The sequence below is a fragment of the Candidatus Poriferisodalis sp. genome, from assembly GCF_965221945.1.
GTDB lineage: Bacteria > Actinomycetota > Acidimicrobiia > Acidimicrobiales > Poriferisodalaceae > Poriferisodalis.
This window is the reverse complement of the sequence record NZ_OZ244925.1, coordinates 3,382,577-3,405,234: the sequence shown is the minus strand read 5'-3', so window position 1 is coordinate 3,405,234 and position 22,658 is coordinate 3,382,577. Positions and strand designations below refer to the sequence as shown.

18 protein-coding genes, 1 tRNA gene and 1 other RNA gene are annotated in these 22,658 nt (G+C 67.6%); 7 read left to right on the top strand and 13 right to left on the bottom strand.

What is annotated here, in order from left to right; translation table 11 throughout:
- Positions 1-2 precede the first annotated feature (2 nt).
- Positions 3-1,019, top strand: coding sequence for an o-succinylbenzoate synthase (menC, locus tag ACOQPH_RS16055; protein WP_420622327.1), 1,017 nt, complete (start codon positions 3-5; stop codon positions 1,017-1,019).
- Between the two features lie 77 nt (positions 1,020-1,096).
- Here the strand turns inward: menC and ACOQPH_RS16050 are convergent, their stop codons facing one another.
- The 4 genes from ACOQPH_RS16050 to ACOQPH_RS16035 form a co-directional block, all read right to left on the bottom strand.
- Complete coding sequence (locus ACOQPH_RS16050; protein WP_420622326.1) at positions 1,097-1,630, bottom strand: DUF6036 family nucleotidyltransferase; 534 nt, start codon at positions 1,628-1,630, stop codon at positions 1,097-1,099.
- A gap of 2 nt (positions 1,631-1,632) precedes the next feature.
- Positions 1,633-2,079 carry a hypothetical protein gene (locus ACOQPH_RS16045; protein ID WP_420622325.1) on the bottom strand — a complete coding sequence of 149 codons (447 nt, stop codon included), beginning with the start codon at positions 2,077-2,079 and terminating at the stop codon, positions 1,633-1,635.
- 84 nt (positions 2,080-2,163) lie between these two features.
- Entirely contained in the window at positions 2,164-5,274 is a 3,111-nt protein-coding gene (locus ACOQPH_RS16040) for a trypsin-like peptidase domain-containing protein (RefSeq protein ID WP_420622324.1), read from the bottom strand.
- Between the two features lie 431 nt (positions 5,275-5,705).
- Complete coding sequence (locus ACOQPH_RS16035) at positions 5,706-6,812, bottom strand: class I adenylate-forming enzyme family protein (RefSeq protein WP_420622323.1); 1,107 nt, start codon at positions 6,810-6,812, stop codon at positions 5,706-5,708.
- Between the two features lie 67 nt (positions 6,813-6,879).
- Here ACOQPH_RS16035 and mtnA point away from each other — a divergent pair, with 67 nt between their 5' ends.
- Both mtnA and ACOQPH_RS16025 read left to right on the top strand, forming a co-directional pair.
- Entirely contained in the window at positions 6,880-7,983 is a 1,104-nt protein-coding gene (mtnA, locus tag ACOQPH_RS16030; RefSeq protein ID WP_420622322.1) for an S-methyl-5-thioribose-1-phosphate isomerase, read from the top strand.
- Complete coding sequence (locus tag ACOQPH_RS16025; RefSeq protein ID WP_420622321.1) at positions 7,983-10,013, top strand: bifunctional aldolase/short-chain dehydrogenase; 2,031 nt, start codon at positions 7,983-7,985, stop codon at positions 10,011-10,013. The genes mtnA and ACOQPH_RS16025 overlap by 1 nt, the downstream gene beginning before the upstream one ends.
- Here ACOQPH_RS16025 and ACOQPH_RS16020 read toward each other — a convergent pair.
- The 6 genes from ACOQPH_RS16020 to ccrA form a co-directional block, all read right to left on the bottom strand.
- Complete coding sequence (locus ACOQPH_RS16020) at positions 10,010-11,698, bottom strand: ABC transporter ATP-binding protein (RefSeq protein WP_420622320.1); 1,689 nt, start codon at positions 11,696-11,698, stop codon at positions 10,010-10,012. The two genes, ACOQPH_RS16025 and ACOQPH_RS16020, sit on opposite strands and share 4 nt — an antisense overlap.
- The gene (locus tag ACOQPH_RS16015; RefSeq protein ID WP_419551442.1) at positions 11,698-12,732 is read right to left on the bottom strand and encodes an ABC transporter permease; all 1,035 of its coding nucleotides are present in this window, start codon (positions 12,730-12,732) and stop codon (positions 11,698-11,700) included. The genes ACOQPH_RS16020 and ACOQPH_RS16015 overlap by 1 nt, the downstream gene beginning before the upstream one ends.
- A complete protein-coding gene (locus ACOQPH_RS16010) occupies positions 12,729-13,892 on the bottom strand; it encodes an ABC transporter permease (protein WP_419551441.1) in 1,164 nt (387 codons plus the stop codon). Before ACOQPH_RS16010 ends, ACOQPH_RS16015 begins: the two co-directional genes overlap by 4 nt.
- A 56-nt stretch (positions 13,893-13,948) precedes the next feature.
- Positions 13,949-14,956 carry a BMP family ABC transporter substrate-binding protein gene (locus ACOQPH_RS16005; RefSeq protein ID WP_420622319.1) on the bottom strand — a complete coding sequence of 336 codons (1,008 nt, stop codon included), beginning with the start codon at positions 14,954-14,956 and terminating at the stop codon, positions 13,949-13,951.
- A 68-nt stretch (positions 14,957-15,024) separates the two neighbouring features.
- Positions 15,025-15,426, bottom strand: coding sequence for a methylmalonyl-CoA epimerase (gene mce, locus ACOQPH_RS16000; protein WP_420622318.1), 402 nt, complete (start codon positions 15,424-15,426; stop codon positions 15,025-15,027).
- A 27-nt stretch (positions 15,427-15,453) separates the two neighbouring features.
- Positions 15,454-16,815, bottom strand: coding sequence for a crotonyl-CoA carboxylase/reductase (ccrA, locus tag ACOQPH_RS15995; protein WP_420622317.1), 1,362 nt, complete (start codon positions 16,813-16,815; stop codon positions 15,454-15,456).
- 151 nt (positions 16,816-16,966) lie between these two features.
- On the opposite strand from ccrA, the gene ACOQPH_RS15990 reads away from it, so the two are divergent.
- Positions 16,967-18,148, top strand: coding sequence for an acetyl-CoA C-acetyltransferase (locus ACOQPH_RS15990; protein WP_420622316.1), 1,182 nt, complete (start codon positions 16,967-16,969; stop codon positions 18,146-18,148).
- On the opposite strand, the gene ACOQPH_RS15985 is transcribed toward ACOQPH_RS15990, so the two are convergent.
- From ACOQPH_RS15985 to dnaX, 3 genes are all read right to left on the bottom strand, one after another.
- Positions 18,145-18,531 carry a hypothetical protein gene (locus tag ACOQPH_RS15985; protein ID WP_420622315.1) on the bottom strand — a complete coding sequence of 129 codons (387 nt, stop codon included), beginning with the start codon at positions 18,529-18,531 and terminating at the stop codon, positions 18,145-18,147. The genes ACOQPH_RS15990 and ACOQPH_RS15985 overlap by 4 nt on opposite strands.
- Before the next feature lie 102 nt (positions 18,532-18,633).
- Entirely contained in the window at positions 18,634-19,230 is a 597-nt protein-coding gene (recR, locus tag ACOQPH_RS15980; RefSeq protein WP_420622314.1) for a recombination mediator RecR, read from the bottom strand.
- An 87-nt stretch (positions 19,231-19,317) separates the two neighbouring features.
- Complete coding sequence (dnaX, locus tag ACOQPH_RS15975) at positions 19,318-21,216, bottom strand: DNA polymerase III subunit gamma/tau (RefSeq protein ID WP_420622313.1); 1,899 nt, start codon at positions 21,214-21,216, stop codon at positions 19,318-19,320.
- Positions 21,217-21,380: 164 nt separating this feature from the next.
- On the opposite strand from dnaX, the gene ffs reads away from it, so the two are divergent.
- The 3 genes from ffs (at position 21,381) to ACOQPH_RS15960 (ending at position 22,613) form a co-directional block, all read left to right on the top strand.
- An RNA gene (gene ffs, locus ACOQPH_RS15970) (signal recognition particle sRNA small type) lies at positions 21,381-21,479 on the top strand.
- Between the two features lie 27 nt (positions 21,480-21,506).
- Positions 21,507-21,595: transfer RNA gene (locus tag ACOQPH_RS15965), tRNA-Ser, on the top strand.
- A gap of 1 nt (position 21,596) precedes the next feature.
- On the top strand, positions 21,597-22,613 hold the full coding sequence (locus ACOQPH_RS15960; RefSeq protein WP_420622312.1) for a sterol desaturase family protein: 1,017 nt from the start codon (positions 21,597-21,599) through the stop codon (positions 22,611-22,613).
- Positions 22,614-22,658 lie beyond the last annotated feature (45 nt).

Here is a 22,658-nt window from a genome sequence, read left to right as displayed (position 1 = left end):
CGGTGCAGGCGACCTTGGGGGAATTCGAGCTGGCGCTCGCACAGCCGTTGCTGACGGCCCACGGCCCGATCACCGTTCGCCGTGGCATCGAGGTGCACGTGGGCGACCACGCCTGCGTGGGTCGAGGCGAGGCAGCGCCGCTGCCTGGATTCGGCGTAGAGACCTACGATGAGGCGCTCGCAGCGCTCGAGCGATGGGCGACCGATCCCGAGGGCGATCCGCCGAGTGAACCATGCGCTGCGGCTGCTGTCGAGTCTGCGCTGACGCAGCTCGATGCCGAGATCGAGGGCGTGACCTTGGCCACGCTTCTTGCCGGGAAGACGCCCGCCCAGCGGCGCATCGCCACGCACGCACTCGTCGCTGACCTGGATCCAGAAGCCGCCGCGCAGCGGGCCGCGCGCGCAGCAGCGGCTGGCCATGTGGCCGTGAAGCTCAAGGTTGCGGCGAGCGATCCGAGCGGTAACGGGGTGTCCGTCGCATCGGCCGCGGACGAGTCTGCGCGCATCGCCGCCGTGCGCCGTGCGCTGCCGGCCGGCGTGGCGCTGCGATTGGATGCGAACGGGGGCTGGGACCGTTCAACCGCGATCAAAGTGCTGCGTCGCGTCGGCTACCTCGACATCGAGTTCGTGGAAGAACCCACGCCACAGCCTGCGGACTGGGCGCAGATCAGCCGCACTGTCGGGCTGCCCGTGGCGGCCGATGAACACCTGCGAGACCCGGATGCGCTCGACCGGCTCGTCGAGGTGGGCGCTATCGAGGTGGCGGTCCTCAAGCCTGCCGTGCTGGGTGGGCCGCACGCCACCTACGACCTGTCCCGCCGAGCGTCGATGCGCGGTGTGCGTTCGGTGGTGTCGTCGTTCATCTGCGGTCCGATCGGTCTGCGCATTGCCCGCGACACGGCGGTCGCTGTCGATCCACACGGCGTGCATGGGATCGGTACTGCTTCGCTGTTTGCTGACCCGCTGCCTGACGATGTCACGCCTGCTGGGGGGTATCTGCCAATTCCTAGCTCTGCTTGAGTGCCCGAGGCCTGCGCTGTACGCCGCAGGGACGGCATCTGGCGTATCCCGACGCGTAGCTGCATCGATGCATCGCCTCACACGTCATCGCTCTGCAAGCTGACGATCTCTTCGACCCAGCGCAGCTGTCGCAGCCCGAGCTCTTCGCCGGGGAACACTCGGGCCACGATCTCTGTGATGTCTTCGACAGAGTCGATGCCCTGATGCGTCAGCAAGCGGCGAAGATCGGACTTGTCGGTTCGACGTGCCGAGCGTGCCTTCATGGCGATCATGTGCTCGGCGGATGCGGCGACAACTGACAGACTCGGCCGCTCAAATGCGATTGCGCCGCGTCGATCACGCTCTGGCGGCATGTACATCGTCGCCTGTTCGTTGATCCATGTCGACGGCCAGCCGCGCTCGCGGGCAATCTCGTGCGCTGCCCGCATCACCTCGTCGTAGCCGACCGAGATCGAGGCATCCACGTCGCGGGTGAGTCGAAGCTCGTCGTATAGCAGTGCCATCGCCGCTCCACCGGCAACATAGATGCGGGCGATCACGCCTCTGGCGTCGAGCCGCTGGGCGAGGTCGTCGAACGCGTCACGGATGTCGGATGCGCTGAGCGGCTCCACGGCTATACAACCGTGAGCTCTTCGCGCGGGATCCAGATGCCGTGAGCTTCGAAAGTGATCGGTGTGGTCACGATCGTGCGGACTCGGTCGTAGTCATGGCAGCCGCCTGCGTACCAGAACGCCCTCAGATGCCGCTCGCGCTGCAGCGTCCACGCCGGCGGCTCGATGCCGTCCTCGATGCAACGATGCTCCACATAGGCAGCCAGGAATGCATCCCACCGCTCGTCGACGCTGTCCGGTGCCCGGCACACGAGCGCACGACGCTGCTCGACCGTCGTGTCCTCCCACACCTGCCCGAAGTCGTGCAGCACCAGCCGCAGCCTCCACTCGTCGTCCTCGGTGCGCAGCGCGGGGACATAGCGCCACAGGGCATTCGGCGGCTGGTCGTCGTCGCCTGGGCTGCCCGCATCGTCGCCAGCAGTGACGTCTGCGCCGCCGGGGCCGACCATGACTGCCAGCGTAACGGCACGGCGATTGCCGTCAAGAAGACGCCGTGAGACGACGGTATGCCGTGCGCTGCCAAGCGCATCGGGTCAGTCCAGGTCGGTGACCCAGTCGAGCTGGCACTTGGTCGCGCCGCGATTCCCACCGCTCCAGGTCGTGACTTCGACCCAATCGCCGTGCTCAACTCGAACTGCAGTGGACTGGCTGACTTGGACGCTTGCTCCGCTGACATCGATCCAGCCTTCCCCCAGTCTCGAGCCTTGACGCCACACCTCAGCTGCGTCGTCCCAATCGATGCAGAGTGAATCGGCGGTGATTCGCCAATAGCCGGGCTTGAGCCGGTATTGCGGGCCGTCCCGGTCCGCGCGATGCGCGTTGGCCCATGCTGAAAACGTGTCCTCAACGTCGGCAGGTCCGCGTACTGCGATGGTCCTCAGGCGCTCGCGTGTGGGGGTTCCGCAACGAGAATCGATGCCTTGCAGACTGCTGGAGATCCAGACACAATTTGGCGTCTGCCCGTTGACGTCCACAGCATCGCCGACCTGGTTCCAGGTCCGCTCGGCGGCGTCGAACTGGCTGAAGTCCGAACCCTCGACGAAGTACGCGTCGGCGTTGCCGTTGAGCTGGGTGTTGATGCCGTCGAGGATCATCGGGTGGTAGATGTCGATCGACCGCACCGCCAAGATGAGGTTGGTGCGGGTCAGACCGCCAGGCAGGTCTGCGGCGATGCGCAGCGCCTCACCGTAGGGGTAGCCGTAGGTGTAGCCGGTTGCGTACAGCGACACCTCCGGGTCCAAACCGCCGGCTTCCAAGTTGTCGTTGATGAAGGCGATGAAAGGCTCATCGGTGTACGTCGGGTCGGTGGAGTCCTTGATGCCGCCACCGACGATCCACCAGTCGTTGGCGAAGTCGCCAGCCGGCTTCATGTAGGCCTGGATGCCCTTGCACACCGACGGCGTGAACAGCGCGCCGCCTTTGGCCCGGATGTCGTCGATCAGGCCGCTCTGGCCGGCTGCTCGAATGGCCAGCAAGCACGGGTTGCCCGCCGTCATCGAAATGAACACATCAGGATCGGCATTCGCGACGTCTCGCATTTCTCTCGCGAGCGACGGCGCGTCGGGGTGATGGCGAACCGCAGTGAAGCTCGACACGGCCTCGGGGTGCGCGTCCGCCCACGCTGCGAACGCCGTCTCGTATGCCAGACCAAAGTCATTGTCCATCACGACCGCGGCGACGCGTGCAGGCAGCTCACTGGTCAGGTTCTGCTCGATCCAGGCTCCCCACAGGATCGCCTCGGTCGAGTACGACATCTGCATGATGCTGGTCCACGGATGGACTACGGGGTCGCCCCAGGCCGGGTGGCCGGTCATCACGAACGGGTGCGGGATGCACTCCTCGTTGATCTTGTCGTACACCGCCAAGGTGTTCGGCGAGCCCAGCGTCAGGATCGAGAACACGTTCTCCGCCTCGATCAGGACATCCACGAACCCGATCGTCTGAGCAGCGACGTAGGCGTCATCCTTGATGATCAGCGTCAGGTCACGCGCGGAGCCGCCGACCATGATCGGGTCGTTCTCGTTGATCCAGTTGAAGTAGTTCTCCCAGCCATAGGCGATGTTGCCGTAAGCGGCAAGGTTGCCCGACTGAGCGGTGGTGTGACCGATACGGACCTGGGAGTCGGTGATGCCCGTAGTGTCGGACCAGCCGTCAGGGCAGTGGCTCAAGTCGATCCGGAAGCCCCCGGGGCCGCGCAGAACATTGCGGCGATTGATGCCGTATGTGCCCGCGTTGATCTTCTCGGTGAGATCGGAAACGATCTCGGCGCGTTGAGCAGCCGCTTGAGCAAACAGAGCCGCAATCGCTTCCTGCTGTTCATCGTCGGCGCTGTCGTCGAGCATGTCGCCGGCGAGCAGGGCAGCGACATCGGCAGCCGGCGCCAGCAGGCCAAGGCTGCCGATGACTCCCGTGCCGCCGCCGGCTTGCGCGAGCACCAGCGCCGTCGCGACTCCCACGAGCTGCCGCTGCTCGTTGAATGCCGGTCCGCCGCTGTTGCCAGGCGCAATCTGGGTGTCAGTCTTGATCCACCTCACACCGTCACGCGTCGTGATCCCCGAGTAGCGCCCCGTCGTCAGCGTCATGGTCTCACCGCCAATGCCCGGATAGCCCAACGCAGTGATGCGCTCGCCCGCCTGCAGCGGTGACGTCGCGATGGCCACCGGTGGCAGCGAATCTTCACTCGGATCCAACGACAGCAGGGCCAGATCTCGAGTCTCTACGGCGCGCTTGACCGTCATCGTGACCGACTGCACCGGTGCCTGCTCGAACGTGCCACGCACCAAAGCCCGAATACCGGAACACGGTCGTCCTCGGCCGTCGAACACGACGTGGTGATTCGTGACGACGAGACGCCCATCCCCGACGGCGAACCCCGAGCCGAAACTAGTGGGCCTGCCCGAACTGTCAAGGCACTGCACCAGCACCACCGAGGATGCGACTTGTTCCCAAGTTTGGGTGCTGCCTGTCGTGGGCGTGCCCGCGGTGGCGTCGCCTGCGGCTCGTCGGCCCACCAGTCGAGCGGTGGCCCACCGGTCGGCTCCGGACAGGCGTGTCATCGTACGCCCAGCGATCTTCGCGGCCGGCACCGCTGTGACACCGCCGACGACGAATCCGCCCGAATCTGCAGCTTGCAGCCGGGCCCGCTGACCCACCGACATGGACACACCGCGCCGACCTGCGAGGACGATGCAGTCGCTCCCGATCACCCCGGCAAGCATTGCAGCGGCGTAGATGTCCGACTGCGCAGCCGCATCAGAACCGACCACGATCGGAACCTGACCCGCGCACGACCCCTGCGATTGAGGCGGCACCGCAACACCGTCAATCTTGGGAGGAACGTCTGGAGTAGCTGACGCATCCGGCGTACTACCCGCGGCGTGCTGACCCACGCGGCGAGCGGTGGCCCACCGATCGGGTCCGAACAGGCGTGTCATCGAGCGTCCCTCGATCTTCGCGGCCGGCACCGCTGTGACACCGCCGACGACGAATCCGCCCGCGTCCGCGGCTTGCAGGCGCGCCTGCTGCTCCGCAGGCATGGCCTGGTCGCGCGGCCCCGCAAGCACGATGCAGTCGCTTCCGATCACCCCGGCGAGCATCGCGGCGGCGTAGATGTCCGACTGCGCAGCCGCATCAGAACCGACCACGATCGGAACCTGACCTGCGCACGACCCGTGCGACTGTGGAGGCACCACCGCCCCGGACGCCTGCGCCGAAGCGGCTTCGGCGAGAACCGTCAGGGAAAGCGCGCCGACCAGGCAAGCCGCAACCACCGCGGCGCCGATGCGCCTACGCGGACTTACATTATGGGGTTGAAATACAATGTGATTGGGCAAACTGACAGGCCATTCGTCATCAGCCGCCAGTTTACATAGCTTCAGTATCGGCGGTCCGCGAGTTGCGCCATCGTAGAGGCGTTCGAGGTCGACGAGTTCGACATCGGGCCGTGGCGTGCGGCCTCGTGCAACTCAGGAGTGAAGCCCGCAGCCGAGAACAGCGACCGCTTGGCGGTGCCGCCAGTCGTTGATCTGCGCCTTATGCAGATCTTGCACAGCGACGAAGGCTGAACCGGATTCGCTCAGATGCGCCAGCGTTGGGTCTTGCCCAACGGTGTTTGCGGCAGATCGGTGACGAGTTCGAGGTTCTGGGGGGCGCAGTAGGCGGGGAGGTGGGCCTTTATTGCGTCTCGGAGTTCTTCCAGGTCGGGGGGCTGGGTGGGGTCGGTCGGGACAACTACCGCGGTCACCGCGTGACCCCACTCGGGATCGGGGCGGCCAACTACCGCTACCTCGGTGATGCCGGGCAATTCCGCCAGGACTTGCTCTACTGCGACTGGCCAGACCTTCTGCGCACCGCTGGTGATCATGTCGTCGACTCTGCCGAAGACTGAGAGGCGACCGTCGTCAGCGACGGCTCCGGCGTCGCCGGTGCTGAACCAGCCGTCGTCGGTGCGGGGATCGGTGCCGTCGCGGTAGCAGCGCAGCAGCATCGGGCATCGCAGTTGGACCTCGTCGCCGACGGCGCGCAGCTCGACGCCGCGTAGAGGCCAGCCCTCGTAGACCACGCCGCTGAACGTCTCGGTCAAGCCGTAGGTGGCGACGGTGTTCTGGGGTCGCTCGGCGGGCATGGCCGAACCGCCGAGCAAGATGGCTCGGAAGGCTGACGCTTCGGTGCGTCGCAGCGCTGTCGGCACGAGTGACGTCAGCGTTGCTCCCCGCCGGGCGGCGTCGGCGACTGCTGCAGCGTCGAAGCCGTCGTGGACTTCGCAGGGGGTGTCGGTCAGCAGTGCGCGAACCACAACGGACAGCCCGCCAACGTGCGCGAGCGGCAGGCATGCCAGCCAGCGGTCGGTGGTGGGATCCACCTCGAGCGCGGAGCTTGTGGCCATCGCGTTTGCTTCGATGGCTGCGTGGGTGAGGACCGCGCCCTTTGGTTCGCCGGTGCTTCCGCTGGTGACCACTACGAGCGCGTCGCCGGGCTCGACGGCCCAGCCGCCGCGGCGGCGGTGACGACCGGCGGCATCTACGACGATGCTGGCTCCCATGCGCTCGACGAGCGACTGCTGTGCTGCCGCTGGCAAGCGCTGGTCAACCGGCAATACGGCGTCGCCGGCGTCCCAGGCGCGCTGCAATTCGGTCACGAAGCGATCGCCTCCGCCCAGCGACAGGGCCACCAGTCGATGCACGGCGCGGACGCTACCGGCGGGTGTCGGGTGCGTCCGCCGGATTTCTCCCGCGAGACTGGTCCGCGACATGACTGGATCCGATGTCGGTGGGACAATCCCATCGCCGACGCCAACGCTGCGCTGGACCGGCGACAGCATCGAGATCATCGACCAGACGCGACTGCCCGCCGAGCTGGCCCTGATCGATGTGCGAGACACGGCGACCGCGATGGATGCCATGGAGCGGCTCGCAATCCGGGGCGCGCCCGCACTCGGTGCGTTCGGCGCTCTCGCCGTCGTCGTCGGATTCAACGAAGCGGCGCCTCGCTCGCTCGACGAGGCTCGATCGGTACTCGAGCGTCTGCGCACTCAGATCGGCGATGCCCGTCCGACGGCGGTCAACCTGCGCTGGGCGGTCGACCGTACGATCGACACAGCGCTCGGCACCCCCGCCGCGACAGACACAGCAACCTTGCGAGAGCGATTGCTTGCCGAAGCGCAGGCCGTCGGAGCCGAGGACGCCGAGGCGTGTGCAGAGATCGGACGCCTCGGGCGTCAGGTCCTCGCTGACGCGACCAACATCGCGACGCATTGCAACGCAGGCCGGCTGGCCACCGCTGGAATTGGCACTGCGCTGGCCACCGTGTACGCCAAGGCCGCAGCTGGCGAGCCGGTTCGGGTACTGGCGTCAGAGACACGGCCGCTGTTGCAGGGTGCACGACTGACGGCGTGGGAACTGACCGACGCTGGCATCGACGTGTCGGTGGTGGCGGACAGCGCGATGGCGTCGCTGATCGCCGCTGGCGAAGTGGATGCGGTGATGGTGGGAGCGGATCGCATCGCTGCGAATGGCGACACCGCCAACAAGGTCGGCACGTTCGTCCATGCGCTCGCCGCCGCCGACGCGGGCATCGGGTTCTACATCGCCGCCCCGACCACGACGATCGACCCGGAGGTGCCGTCAGGCGAGCGCATCGCCATCGAGCAGCGGGATCCCGACGAGGTGCACAGCGTCGGCGGGCGCCGGCTCACGCCTGCGGGCGCGGGGGCGGTCAATCCGGCGTTCGATGTGACGCCGGCCCGCCTCATCACGGCGATCATCACCGATGCCGGAGTCCTGCGACCGCCGTATGGCCCCTCCATCGCCGCAGCCCTGGCAGCGACCCGGGGTCCCCGACGGAGGGCCGATTGATGCAGAACCGTTGGGACGCTTCCGAAGCAGAGCGCTGGGCCGCATTGGGCGATCTCGGCGAAATCACTTTCGGGTCACGCTTGGTCGGTGCCGACCCGGCACTGGTGCTCCATGGCGGCGGCAACACGTCGATCAAGGGCACGAGCCGCGACGCCTGGGGTGAACCGGTGCCGACGCTGTGGGTGAAGGGCAGCGGCTGGGACCTCGGCACCATCGAACCGCCCGGCTTCGCGCCGTTGCGACTCAAGCCTGTGCAGCGACTGGCGGAGCTGGAGCAGCTGAGCGATACCGAGATGGTGAACCAGCTGCGCATCCACTTGCTCGATGCCAGCGCACCGAACCCGTCTGTGGAAGCCATCCTGCACGCGCTGCTGCCACAGCGAGCGGTCCTGCACAGTCACGCCGACGCCGTTCTGGCGCTTACCAACACTGGCGACGGCGATGCCCGAGTGCGCGATCTCTGGGGCGACCGGATCGTCGTGGTGCCATATGTCATGCCGGGGTTCGACCTTGCCCGTCGCTGCGCCGTCGAATGGGCCGCGCAGGCGCACGACGGCACCGAGGCCATGGTCCTGGCGAACCACGGGATCTTCACTTTCGGTGCAACGGTGCGCGCTGCCTACGACTCGATGATCGCCCTCATCAGCGAGGCCGAGCAGTGCCTCGCCGATGCCGGGGCGCCTTCGTTCGGCGGCAGCGATGCGGGCGAGACGGGTGCCAGCAGGGCGCGTGGCATCAGCCCTGACACGGTCGAGGCGGTAGCGGAGCTGCGAGCAGCGATCTCAGCTGCGGCCGGCACGCCGATGCTGCTGCGCGCCGTGCACGACGAACGAGCCGCGGCGTTCTGCGCCCGAGACGACGTGGCATCGGTGGCGCGCCGGGGACCGGCGACGCCCGATCACATCATCCGCACCAAGCAGTTCCCGATGGTGGGCCGCGACGTCGGCTCGTTCGCAGCCGACTATCGCGAGTACTTCGACCGCAACCATGCACGGCATGACCAACCCGGCGCACACACGACACTCACGATGCTGGACCCTGCGCCGCGGGTGGTACTGGACCCTCGGCTCGGGCTGTGGACGGCGGGCCGGCGAGCCGGCGACTGCGACATTGCTGCCGACATCTACCTGCACACCATCGATGTGATCTGTGCCGCCGAAGCACTGGGTGGCTACGTGGCGCTCAGCGAAGCCGACCTGTTCGATGTCGAGTACTGGGAGCTCGAGCAGGCCAAGCTGGCTCGCTCCGGAACGCCGGCGGGGTTGGCGGGCCAAATGGCGCTGGTGACGGGCGCTGCGTCGGGCATCGGGCGCGCTGCAGCGGACGCACTCGCGGCCGGCGGCGCTGCGGTGGTCGGCATCGACCTGGCCGAAGCACCGGATCAACACACCGGGACGGCGCGACATCACGCCGTCACCGACGTCACCGATCCTGGCGCTGTCGCGGCAGCGGTGACAGGCGCCGTGGAGCGTTTCGGGGGCATCGACATCGTCGTGGCAGCAGCCGGCATCTTCGGCCCTTCGGCACCGCTGGGCAGCCTCGCCGACGATGCGGGGCTGGGAACTGCCTGGCAGCAGACCTTCGACATCAACGTGAGCGGGACGGCGAACACGCTCGCAGCGGCACACCGCGTTCTGCGGCACTCGCCCGCTGGCGGCCGTGTCGTGATCGTCGGCTCGAAGAACGTGCCCGCGCCGGGCAAGGGAGCCGCGGCTTACTCGGCATCCAAGGCTGCGCTCACCCAGCTCGCCCGAGTCGCGGCACTCGAGTGGGCTGCCGACGGCATCACTGTCAACGTCGTGCATCCCGACGGCGTGTTCGATACGGGACTGTGGTCCGATGAGCTCATCGCCGAGCGAGCTGCCGCCTACGGGTTGACGTCGGAGCAGTACCGGCGACGCAACCTGCTGGGCCGCGAGCTGGCCTCAGCCGATGTCGGCGCGCTCATTGCCCAGATGTGCGGTCCCGCCTTCGCCCACACCACCGGCGCCCAGATCCCCCAAGACGGCGGCAGCGACCGCGTCATCTAGCTGCCGGTTGCAGCGACCGCTGGGGTGGCGCCGGCCATGAGCAGGCCGATCTCCTCGCGGGTGGTGGTGCGGGGGTCGACGGTGGCCACAATGCGGCCCTCGTACATGACGGCAATCCGGTCGCTGAGGGCCATCACCTCGTCGAGCTCGGCTGACACCAGCAGCACCGCCGTGCCCTCGTCGCGGCGCTCGCGGATACGGCGCCAGATGAACTCGATGGCGCCGATGTCGATGCCGCGGGTGGGCTGAGCGGCGATCAACAGATCGATGTCGTCAGAGAACTCGCGGCCCACGATGAGCTTCTGCTTGTTGCCGCCCGAGAGGCTGTCCGCAGGCGTGTCCACACTCGGGGTGCGCACATCGAAGGTCGCGACGACATCTTGGGCATGTGCATCAATGCGGTCGCGGTGCAGCATGCCGCCCGCCGAGAACGGACGCCTGAAGTAGCGGTTCAGCACTGAGTTGTCGGCCACCGAGTAGGAGCCGATGAGACCGTGCTTGGCCCGGTCCTCGGGAATGTGACCCACGCCGATGACCGTGACCTGGCGCGGCCGCGCTCCTGAGGCATCCCGGTCGCTGATCGACACGTCGCCGGCAGTCGCGTGGCGCAGGCCAGTGATGGCCTCCACCAATTCCCGTTGGCCGTTGCCCTCCACGCCGGCCACGCCGACGATCTCACCAGCACGCACCGTGAGCGACAACTCGTCGACGGCGCGCTGGCCGCGGTCGTCGTCGGCGCAGAGGCTGCGGATGTCGAGCACGACCGGTCGTGCGTCGTCAGAGGGCTCAACAGCGGGCGACTGCGTCCCGGCAGGCTCGGATTCTGGTGTTGCAGCGGCCGTCGCGATCGGGCCTGCGACCGCGACGACACCCGACTCGATGCGGTCGCCGCTCAGGTCCACAGCCCGACCGACCATCAACTCGGCCAGCGCTGCCTCGCTGGTCTCCGCCGGCGTGGTCGTGCCCACCACCTTGCCCTCGCGCAGCACGACGATGTCGTCGGCTGCAGCCATGACCTCGCGCAGCTTGTGGGTGATGAACACGATGCCGACCCCCTGGTCGGTCAAGCCGCGCAGCACGCCGAGCAGGTGGTCGGTCTCCTGCGGGGTGAGCACGGCCGTGGGCTCGTCGGCGATCAGCACGCGGGCGTCGCGGTACAGCGCCTTGAGAATCTCGACCCGTTGCTGCGCACCCACCGGCAGGTCCTCGACTGGGGCGTCTGGGTCGACGTGCAGGCCGAAGCGCTCCGCCAGCTCCAAGACGCGTCGCCGGGCCTGGGCCAGATCGATCATCCCGAACCGGTGTGGCTCAGCGCCGAGCACGATGTTGCGCACGACGCTCATCGGGGGCACAAGCTGGAAGTGCTGGTGCACCATGCCGACACCCCGGGCGATGGCGTCGTGCGGACTCGACAGCTCCACCGTCTCGTCGGCAATCACCACCTCGCCCGCATCGGGCCGGTGCAGGCCGAACAGCACGTTCACGAGGGTGCTCTTGCCGGCGCCGTTCTCGCCCAGCAGCGCCAGGATGCGGCCCGGTCGCAGCTCGACCGACACGTCGTCGTTTGCCACCACGGCGCCGAATCGCTTGGTGATCCCCCGCCCTGCCAGCAGCACCTCGGGGGGGCGCTGCGCAGCAGCCGCATCAAACCCAGGCTGCGCGCCGTTTGCCGGAGATGCAGCCATCACCGAACCTCGTAGGGCTGACCGAGCGCGGCGGGGTCGCGCATGTGCCCGAACAGGCCTGCGGCGGCCACCACGATGATCGTCACCACAAACGGCAGCATCCCCACGAACTGCGCCGGAATATCGAAGGTGTCGTTCAGCTGGAACTGGTTCTGCAATGCCGTGGTAAAGCCGAAGAACAGGGCCGCGGCATAGGCGCCGAGCGGCGTGCGGCGGCCGAAGATCATCACGGCAAGCGCCAGGAAACCGCGGCCGCCCGACATCGCACGGCTGAACGTGCCGACGGCCTCGAGGGCAAGGTATGCGCCGCCGAGACCGGCCAGCCCTCCCGCCAGGGTCACGTTCAGATACCGCAGCCGGATCACGTCGACACCGACCGTGGCAGCCGCGCCGGGGTGCTCGCCGATGGCAGTGGTGCGCATCCCCCACACCGACCGCAGCAGCAGCACGTGCAGCACGACAACCAGCACGAGCGCGACGTAGGTGAGCGGCGGGCGGTTGAACAGCGCCCTGCCGACGACCGGCAGGTCGGCCAGCGGCCCGAGTTCGATCGCCTGGTACTTGAGCTGGCCGAGCGAGCGCCCGCGGTCGTAGAAGAACGACGTGAGGCCGAGCGCGGCGATGTTCAGCACCGTGCCGGCGATGATCTGGTCGGTGCGCAGCCCGATCGACATCGCGGCCAGCATCCAGCCCATCGCGAGCCCGGTGGCCACGCCGGCCACCACGCCCGCAGCGAGCGATCCGACGACCGACGCCACCGTGAACGCCGCGAACGCCGACATCAAGAACTGCCCCTCGATCCCGATGTTGACGATTCCTGAGCGCTCGCCGAGCATCCCGCACATCGCTCCGAGCACCAGCAGCGTGGCTGCACGCACGGTCCCCGACAGCACAGCAGTGGTCTGCGGACCGTTCCAGGCGTAGAAGCCCCACACGCATACGACGACCGCAACTGCTCCCGCCACAGTCCAGATGCGCGCCGGACTCCAGTGCCGCTGCACAGCGGCCCCCGACGACGCCTCGATCACCGTCATCGGCCCCAACCTGCGCCCAGGGTGAGACGGCGGTCATCCGCGTCGCGCAACCGCAGCAGCCAGCGCACAATCATCGGCGCAGCGACGAACAGCAGGATCAGCGCCTGAATGACATCAATGATCTCGGGTGCAACACCCGACTCGAACTGCATCTTGGCTGCACCGGCTTCCATCACCCCTACGAGCAGGCCCGCGGGGATCACGGCCACCGGATGTGTCCGCGCCAGCAGTGCGATGGTGATGCCCTCGAAGCCGAGGCCCACGTTCACGCCCGCTTCGAACCGCCCGTCCACACCCAGCGACTCGACAGCGCCGCCGAGGCCGGCCAACAGCCCCGACACCGCCATGACCGACGCGATGATCCACCCCACCGAGATGCCTGCGTACCGGGCAGCGTGACGGTTGGCCCCGACGCTGCGCACCTCGAAGCCGTACGTCGTGCGCTCCAGCAAGAACCAGCACACCACCGCGGCGGCCACGGCCAGCAAGAACCCCGCAGGCAGCCAGCCCCAGGTGGGGATGACGGCCGAGTCCTCCACGAGCGGGGTGCGGGCAATGATATTCGAACCCGACGTGTCCTGCCAAGGATTCGCCGCCAGCCAATCCGTGAGATTGCCGGCGACGAAGTTGAGCATGATCGTGACGATCACCTCGTGTGCTCCCGAGGTGGCCTTCAGCACGCCCGCGATCGCACCCCACGCCGCTCCCGCAGCGCCGCCGACGAGCAGCGCTAGGGGCAGGTGAATCACCAGCGGCAGCCCGTCGATGCCAAAACCGACACCTGCCGCGAATGCAGCGCCGACCAGGAGCTGGCCCTGCCCGCCGATGTTGAACAGGCCCGCCTTGAAGGCGAATGCGACCGCCAAGCCGCCGAAGATGAGCGGTGTGGCCTTCTGCAGAGTGCGCAGCACCGCATCGGCGTCACCCAGCCCGCCGAGAACCAGTGCCCCGTAGGCACTGAGAACCGAATGGCCCTGCACTTTGATGAGCATCGCGCCCAGCACGAGCCCGAGCACGACTGATGCCAGCGGTACTGCTGCGGCGCGCAGGACCGTGCGAGCCGTGACCCGGGAGGCTGGGGCCCGCCGGGTCGCGGCGGCCTCGGATCCGGTTGTCTGATCTGTCTCAGCGGGCGCCGATGAGCCAGCGGACGCGCTCACGGCGAGGTGAGGTGTCCGCGGCCCACGGCGACCGACTCAGTTCGTGCCTCGCTGGATCAGCCCGGCGGCCAGCCGGTGTCGATGCTGCCGTCGTTCAGGCCCACCAGCACGTCGTCGAGCGTGGCACGCATGTCATCGGTGACGACATCGTCGAAGTCATGGAACGGAGCCAGTCCGACCTCGCCGAGGTAGTTGCCACCAGTGAACTCACCTGCGCTGGCTTGGGCGACCAGGTCGGCCACACCCGGGGTGATGAGCTTCATAGCGCTCGTCAACAAGCACGGCTGCGCTTCGGGCACGGTGTTCCACTGGTCGGTGTCGACGCCCACGCAGTACGCGCCGTCTTGCGAGGCGATCTCGATGAGCGCCCCGTTGCCGGTGGCACCGCCTGCGCCGAAGATGATGTCCGCGCCCTGGTCAAGCGCCTGGCGTGCAGTTGCGGCACCCCAGTCGGGGTCGCCGAAGGCCACGTCAAGGCCGCCAGGGTGATACGTGGAGATCGTCTGCACGCCTGCGTTGGTGTAGCGCGCACCGTGCTCCCAGCCTTCCTTGAAGGCCACCACTGGCGGGACCAGGTCGGTGCCCAGCACGGCGCCCACGATGTCGGTCTCGGTGAGCATGCCCGCGAGCGCTCCGGCCAAGAAGCCCGACTTGTCCTCGGGGAAGATCAGCCCGGCCAGGTTGGGCAGCGCTTCGCCTTGGAACTGGTCGACGCCGATGAAGAAGATGTCCGGGTTCGCCTTGGCGGCGGCGATCGTGGCGTCGCCCAGGCCGAAGCCGACGGTGATGATGACGTTCGCGCCGTCCTCGACGAACAAGCCGATGTTGTTCTCGTAGTCCTTGGCCTCTTCGGTCTCGATGTAGTCGGCCTCTACACCCAGCGCGGCGGCGGCTTCCTGTGCGCCTTCCCACGCCGATTGGTTGAAGCTCTTGTCGTCAACCTTGCCGGTGTCGGTGACCAAGCCGATCTTGAACGCCTCGCTGTCGTCGCTGCCAGTGCACCCTGCAGCAAGCATCGCGACGACGGCAAGCACAATGGCAAGTCGTCTTGTGAATGTGGTCATTTCGGCCCTCCCAGTGGCACAGGTGGCGCGAGCCCGTCCAGCGCGGCCCTGCCCCCGTGTCGGGGAGCCTATTCCTCGACGAGTTCGACGAGCGTGCCCAGGTTCCCCTTGGGATGCACGAACGCAACGGTTGTGCCGCGCGAGCCCGGACGGGGGGCCGTGTCGATGGGCACGGCGCCGGCGTCAATCATCGCTCCGAGGGCCGCTGCACAATCGTCCACCCGGTAGCCGATGTGGTGGAGGCCTTCGCCCCGGCGGTCGAGGAATTTGGCAATCGGCGAATCGGGACGGGTCGCGGCGGTGAGCTGGATGTAGCTGTCAGCCACCTTGATCAGGGCTTCTTCGACACCGTCAGAGTCGACAGTCTCACGGTGGGCGACCTCGGCTCCGAATGCCTCGGCGTAGTAGGCGACTGCCGCATCAAGGTCCTTCACGGCGATGGCGACATGGTCGATCTCGGTCAGGATCATCGGCTCGGCACTTTCTTGTCGGCGGCTTCAGGCGTTGGCGGCTTCCAGCGATGCAGCGTGGCGCGCGAACAGCGTGATCTTCTCTTCGCCGATCTGTTCGCGCTTGTCCGGATCGGTGATGCCCTGCCCGGGCCCGGACGCCAGGCACAGCACGCCGAGCTTGCCCTCGTGCAAGTTGCAATGCACCTGCCATGCCGCAAGACCGGTCTCGTCCAGCGTGTACGTCTTGGACAGGGTCGGCTGGATGCGGCCCTGTCCGATGAGGCGGTTCATCGCCCATGCTTCGGTGTAGTTGGCGAAGTGGCTCGCGACGATCCGCTTGAGCCGCATCCACAGGTGACGGTTGTCGTACTCGATCATGTAGCCGCTGGTGGCGGCACACGTCACGATCTTGCCGCCGCGCTTGGCGACGAACACCGAAGCGCCCATCGTGGATCGGCCGGGATGCTCGAACACGATGTCGGGGTCGTCGCCGATGAGGCCCCGCACCGTCTTTCCGAGGCGGCGCCACTCGCGCTCGTCCTGGGTGTTCTCGTCGGCCCAGAAGCGGTAGCCGTCGGCGCTGCGGTCGATGACGTGGTCGACGCCGAGCTGGTGGAGCAACTCGGCTTTGTCGGGTGAGCTGACCACGCCGATCGGCACGCCGCCGCCGTTGAGCACGAGCTGGCAGGCATAGCCGCCGAGCCCGCCCGAGGCGCCCCAGACGAGCACCGAGTCGCCCTGTTTCATGCGAGCAGCGTTGTCGCCGACCAGCATCCGGTACGAGGTGGATGCGCACAGCGCATTCACGGCCGCTTCTTCCCAGCTGAGATGCGTCGGCTTGGGCATGAGCTGGTTGGCCTTCACCATCGAGAGGTCGGCGAGACCGCCGAAGTTGCTCTCGAAGCCCCAGATCCGCTGGTTGGAGGCCATCATCGAGTCCTCGTGAGCGGCTGGGTCCTGGTCGTCGACGTAGTTGCAGTGCACGACGACCCGGTCGCCGGGACGCCAGTTGCGCACCGCCGAGCCGACCTGCAGCACCACGCCCGAGGCGTCGGAGCCCAGCACGTGGTAGTCGAGCGCGTGACGGGCGCCCCAGGGGCTCTCGCGACCGAGACGGTCCAGGAAGCCGAACGTCGGCAGCGGTTCGAAGATCGAGCTCCACACGGTGTTGAAGTTGATCGAGCTGGCCATCACCGCCAGGTACACCTCGTCAGGAGCCAGCCCGGGCGTCGCGACGTCGCCGATGTGCATGGCCTCGCGAGGGTCCTTTTCGGCTGAGGCGCGGCCCTCAAACATCGTTTGCTCATTGCGCAGTACGTGCGCCGCCCTGAAGCTCTCCGGGATCGGCATTGCCTCAAGATCGGAACCGGACGCACCGGCGGCGATGGCATCAGCGAACTGCTTCACGAGCCCGAACGCTAACCGTGCGGCGCGACGTCGGGAGCCGCCGCCAGCTCCTCGCAACGGTAGCGTCTAGAGCCGTTTCGTATACTTGCCGTTCATACATCCGTGTCTCGGCGCAGGGGCTGTGAGCGCGGGCAGAAGCGAAGGGGTCGCGATGGCTGGTTCTGTGATCGCCGGGGGCGCTCGGACGCCGATCGGCAAGTTCAACGGCGCGTTGGCCGGCCTGACGGGCGCCCAGCTCGGCGGCGTTGCCATCGAAGGAGCGCTTGAGCGCTCAGGCATTGCAGCTGCCGATGTCGACTACGTCGTGATGGGACAGGTGTTGCAGGCGGGCCAGGGGCAGATCACAGCCCGGCAGGCGGCGACCGCAGCGGGCATTTCGATGGAGGTGCCGGCCATCACGGTCAACAAGGTCTGCTTGTCCGGCCTGAACGCCATCTACATGGCCGACCAGATGGTCGCGGCGGGCGACGCTGACGTCGTCGTGGCGGGTGGCATGGAATCGATGACGAATGCCCCGTACCTGCTGCCCGAAGGTCGCAACGGCATGCGCATGGGATCAGGCACCGTGCTGGACGCGATGATCCACGATGGCCTGTGGTGTGCCTTCGACGACCGGCACATGGGCGACGGCACCGAGCGGGATGCCGCTGGTGCGGGGATCTCACGCAGCGCTATGGACGAGTTCTCGGCGCAGTCGCACGAGCGTGCCGCGTCGGCTCAGAAGGAAGGCCGTCTCGACGACGAGATCGTCACGGTCAACATCCCTCAACGGCGGGGCGAGCCGCTGGCAGTGCTCGATGACGAAGGCATTCGGCCCGGGACGACCTCGGAGAGCTTGGCGGCGCTACGTCCCGCTTTTGCGGCAGAGGGCGCGGTCACGGCCGGCAACGCATCACAGATCTCCGACGGCGGCTGCGCAGTCGTGGTCATGTCTGCCGAAGCAGCCGAACGGCACGGCGTCGAACCGCTGGCTGAGGTCCTCACGTACGGCATGGTGGCTGGGCCTGACACCTGCCTGCTGAACCAGCCGGCGAATGCCATTCGTCGGGCGCTGCAGCGCACCGAGCTGGGTGTCGAGGACCTGTCCTTGTTCGAGATCAACGAGGCTTTCGCCGCGGTAGCCGTGGCGTCGACGGCTGATCTGGGCGTGTCGCCCGAAATCGTGAACCCCAACGGCGGTGCGGTGGCGCTCGGACACCCCATTGGCATGTCGGGTGCCCGCCTGGCACTCACGCTCATCGGCGAGCTGCGCCGTCGCGGCGGCGGGCTCGGCGCCGCGGCGCTGTGCGGGGGCGGCGGCCAAGGCGACGCCGTCATCCTCCGAGTTGCCTAAGCAGCGACACGCGGCAGAACCTCGGTCGCTACGCACAGCGGCCACAGCGCGGCTTTGACAGCATCGGCAACTGCCGGTGCGTCGGCGCCGGGAACCTCGAGGTAGATGCGGCTGGCTCCGAGCAGTTCGGTGAGCCGGGCGAACGGGGCCGGGTCGACGAGCATCGCCCCCACGACGGCTGCGGGGGCGGTGGCAATGGCCAGCAGCACGCCGCACGGATCCACGAACACCGCAGCGACGCCCCCCGGGTTAGCGCCGGCGCTCAGGCACAGTGCCCGGGCGTGGCACGGTCCGGCCACCATCACGCGCTCATCGGGCGACGGTCGGAACACCGCCACGGGCAGGTCCGGGGCAGCTCGGTCGTTGGGGTTGTGGGCAGCCATGACACTCCTCGAACGCGCAGTTCGAATGCGCAGGCCGCCGGGGAAGTGCCGCCCGGACCGTAGGCAGCTGCCGCCGGCCCGTCCAGCGATTTACGCCGAGATCTACGGAGTGATGGTGCGGCGGTTGCGGAGGGCTCGTTCGAGCGTGAGTTCGTCGGCGTACTCGAGGTCGCCGCCGACGGGCAGGCCGCTGGCGAGTCGGGTCACAGCCACGCCCAGCGGTTCGAGCTGTCGGGCCAGGTACATGGCGGTGGTGTCGCCTTCGATGTTGGGGTTGGTGCACACGATCAGCTCGGTGACCGACTCGCTGTCGAGTCGTGCGAGCAGTTCGCGGATGCGCAGCTGCTCGGGGCCGACGCCTTCGAGCGGGTTGAGCGCCCCGCCGAGCACGTGGTAGCGGCCTCGGAAGCCAGCTTTGTCCATGGCAATCACGTCACGTGGTTCCTCAACCACGCAGACCATGCCGTTGCGTCGGGCCGGGTCGTCGCAATAGGCGCACGGGTCGGTCTCGCTGAGGTTCCAGCACTGGCCGCAGAATCCGACACGGTCCTTGGCTGCGGTGATGGCTGCCGCGAGGCGGTGGGCGTCGGCCGCGGGCCGCTTCAGCAGCCAGAAAGTGATGCGCTGCGCACCCTTGGGACCGATGCCGGGCAGGCGGCTGAGCTCGTCGATCAGGTCTTCGACCGCGTCGTCGTACACGTCAGTCCCTGCTGCTGGTGGTGTGTCGCCAGCGTGGTTCCCGCCACCGTGCGTGAAGTGGACGTCGCCCGCTGCCGGTCAAGGCTGTCAGGTTGTGCCCTCGTCGACGTGGACCACGACCGAGCCGGGAAAACGGTCCACGATCTGGCGCACCTTGGACTCCTGCGAGGAGGCCGATAAGCCAGTCTCCTGCGACACGGACTCCTGCGACACGGACTCCTGCGACACGGACTCCTGCGATACCGCTGATGCGCTTGCGCTGCCGGTCTCGGACTGCTGCGCGGTGCCTCCCTCGGGTGCACTCGCAGCCGGAGCAGCGTCGTGTGAGGGCGGAGGCGAGGCGACCTCGGCCGGTGCCGTTGGCACGGGCGGAGGCGGAGGAGCGTCGTCGTGTGCCGTCGAGGCCGGACCAGCCACGTTGCCCGAACCGCTCACTTCGAGGCGGACCGTCTGGTCGAGCACTTCCGAGAGGACTGCTTCAACCTCGTTGCAGCGGCGTTGGGCCTGATCAACAGGCACGCCTTCGCTGAGCCGCACGGTCACCACGTTGCGGTCGTGGGCGAGGACGTTGGCCTCGCGGAACAGTCCCGCGGCGACGGGACGCAGCCGCTCAACGATCTGCGTCTCCCAGATGCGCTGCAGATCCGCAGTCGTCATCGCTGACGCAGGTGTGCGCTCAGCCGCTTCGGGTTGCGGTTCGGCTTCGGTGGGCGACGTGGGAGGTGCCGCGGCCGGCGGCACCGAAGCAGCGGGCGGCGGAGCGGGCGGCGGCGGCGGTTGTGCAGCGACCCGGGGGGCGTCCAGGGAAGGCGGCGCCTTGGTTGCCGCCATAGCCGCCCGGGCGGCCGCGGGACCGCCAGCGGGAGGGGCAACCCGACCCGTCGGGCCCCGCGCCGGTGCCGCAGACGCTGGCACAGCCGCCGATGGTGCGCCCGAACCCAGCACCTCGTCGGCGAGCAGCCCCACCAGCGCGGTCTCCAGCGTCAAGCGGCGGTCGGCTGATTGCGGCATCTGCGCCAGCGCACTGCCGAGGGCCTCAAGAGCCCGTACGTTGGCTCGGCGACCCATCGCGTCGCTCAGCTCACGCGCCGACGCGATATCGGCAGGAGTCAGCTCGGCGGGCTCCACACCGGCACCCACCAGGAACATGTCGCGCAGGCGGCGCGCCGTGCGCTCGGCGAGGTCCCGGGCGTCGACACCCGCCGACGTCGCTTCGGCCACCGCAATAAGCGTCGCCGCGAGGTCGGCATTCGCCAGTGCCTGCACAAGTGCGTTCACGTCGGTGCGGTCGTCGGGGATGCCACCGGCCGCCAGCACGGTGTCGAGTGCGGAGAGCGCGTCGCGCACGGATCCGCCGCCGCGATCGGTCACGTAGTCCACGACCGCGTCGTCGACTGGCGCTCCAGCCGCCTCGGCGATGGCTCGCACGTGCGGGGCCATCTCGTCCGCTCCGACCAGCGAGAGCTCGAACTGCTGGGTGCGGCTGCGGATGGTGGGCAGCACCTTCTGCGGATCAGTCGTGGCCAGGATGAACACGACGTGGGACGGCGGTTCCTCCAAGGTCTTGAGCAGCGCATTCGAGGCCGCCGTGGACAGCATGTGCACCTCGTCGAGCAGGTACACCTTGCGACGCCCGGAGCTGACCAGGGCTGCCTTCTCGGTCATGTCGCGGATGTGGTTGACCGAGTTGTTGGACGCTGCGTCAAGCTCGATGAGGTCCAACGAGGTGCCCGCGGCAACTGCGGTGCAGCTGTGGCACGTACCGCACGGTTCGCCGTCGTCGCCGAGCGCCTCGCAGTTGAGCGCTTTGGCCAGGATGCGTGCGGTGGAGGTCTTGCCGGTGCCGCGGGGGCCGCTCAGCAGGTACGCGTGACCGACGCGGTCCTCGCGGACGGCATTGCTCAAGGCCCGGACCAGGTGAGGCTGTCCGACTACCTCTGCAAACCGCTGAGGTCGAAACCTCCGGTAGAGCGACTGGTGCGGCATCTCGCAGCGATCCTAAAAGGAGCCGCGGAGTTTTGGCGACCGTCGCCGCGCCGCCGATTGCCTGCCGCCTTGTTCGCTGCGCTCACGGGCCGCTAGGCCCCTGACGGTGACTCTTGAGACGGTTCTACGGTTAGCGTTTGGTGTGTGTCGCCGTCTGACGTGGCGGCCGGGTCCTGTGCAACGGCGACCCGTGAACCGAGTCAGGGCCGGGAGGCAGCAGCTCTCAGCGGACCTCGTTGTGTGCCGCAGATCACCTGGCCGCCTCGCCAGACGGCGACACGTCTCTTGTTGGAGAGTTGCCAGAGTGGACGAATGGGCTCGCTTGGAAAGCGTGTGAGGTCTTCATCGGCCTCCGTGGGTTCGAATCCCACACTCTCCGCGTGTCAGACTCAGGATTCATGACCGACAGCAGGTCGCGCGGCATCGAGACCAAGGGTTTCGAGCCGGACTTGCCCATCTCGGTGTCGACGATTCTGGACTGGCCGCCGCGGCCGCTAGCGACGCTGCGGCACATTGCGTTGATGATGCTCCCGCAGGGAATGCTCTGGGTGGCGATGTCCGCGGTGGTGTGGAACTTCTTCACGCCGTCCATGGAGCGCATGGAGAGCCTGCACCCCAGGTGGATCTTGGAGATCTACCTCCGCAACGTGGTGGTGTTCACGCTGGTCGCAGGAACGCTGCATGTGGCGCTGTACGGCCGGCGGATCCAGCAGCAGCGCTACAAGTACAACCGCCGATGGCTCAGCACCACGAACCGGTCGTTCCTGTGGAATAACCAGACCCGGGACAACATGTTCTGGTGCTTGGTCAGCGGCTGTGGCGTCTGGTCGGCCTATGAGGCACTCACCTTGTGGTTCTACGCCAACGACTGGATCCCGTCGGTGGAGTGGGGCACATGGTGGCCGTACATCTGCGCGCTGACGGTGATTGCGTCTCTGTGGTCGGTGACTCACTTCTATGGCATCCACCGGGTGCTGCACATGCGCTGGGTCTATGACCACGTGCACTACCTGCACCACCACAATGTGAACACGGGTCCGTGGAGCGGGCTGTCGATGCACCCGGTCGAGCACATGATGTACCTCAGCATGATCGTGCTGTGGTGGGTGGTGCCCGCTCACCCATTCATCCTGATCCTCACCTTGCTGTCCAACAGCGTCGCTACGGCGTTTTCCCACTCGGGTTTCGAGCGCTTCGAGATCGGCAAGCGCTCCGGGCCCACCATGGCTGGAGCCGACTACTTCCACCACCTGCACCATCGTTATTTCGAGTGCAACTACGGCAATCGGCCTGTGCCGCTCGACAGGCTGTTCGGCACCTTCCACGACGGCACGCCCAAGGCCCACGCCCGGATGCGCGAGCGAGCCAAAGCCCGCCGCGGCATAACGACTGCATGAGGCCACGAAAGAGCGGCACACTCTCGGTGTGACAGACGAAGCAGC

Excerpts from the sequence above, each read along its gene's own strand:
- ACOQPH_RS16045 (WP_420622325.1), bottom strand. The coding sequence starts at position 2,079 with ATGGTCGGCCCCGGCGGCGCAGACGTCACTGCTGGCGACGATGCGGGC.
- ACOQPH_RS16015 (WP_419551442.1), bottom strand. The coding sequence starts at position 12,732 with ATGACGGTGATCGAGGCGTCGTCGGGGGCCGCTGTGCAGCGGCACTGG.
- ACOQPH_RS15985 (WP_420622315.1), bottom strand. The coding sequence starts at position 18,531 with ATGGCTGCCCACAACCCCAACGACCGAGCTGCCCCGGACCTGCCCGTG.
- ACOQPH_RS15990 (WP_420622316.1), top strand. The coding sequence starts at position 16,967 with ATGGCTGGTTCTGTGATCGCCGGGGGCGCTCGGACGCCGATCGGCAAG.
- dnaX (WP_420622313.1), bottom strand. The coding sequence starts at position 21,216 with ATGCCGCACCAGTCGCTCTACCGGAGGTTTCGACCTCAGCGGTTTGCA.
- ACOQPH_RS16005 (WP_420622319.1), bottom strand. The coding sequence starts at position 14,956 with ATGACCACATTCACAAGACGACTTGCCATTGTGCTTGCCGTCGTCGCG.
- ACOQPH_RS16020 (WP_420622320.1), bottom strand. The coding sequence starts at position 11,698 with ATGGCTGCATCTCCGGCAAACGGCGCGCAGCCTGGGTTTGATGCGGCT.
- mce (WP_420622318.1), bottom strand. The coding sequence starts at position 15,426 with ATGATCCTGACCGAGATCGACCATGTCGCCATCGCCGTGAAGGACCTT.
- mtnA (WP_420622322.1), top strand. The coding sequence starts at position 6,880 with ATGACTGGATCCGATGTCGGTGGGACAATCCCATCGCCGACGCCAACG.
- ACOQPH_RS16025 (WP_420622321.1), top strand. The coding sequence starts at position 7,983 with ATGCAGAACCGTTGGGACGCTTCCGAAGCAGAGCGCTGGGCCGCATTG.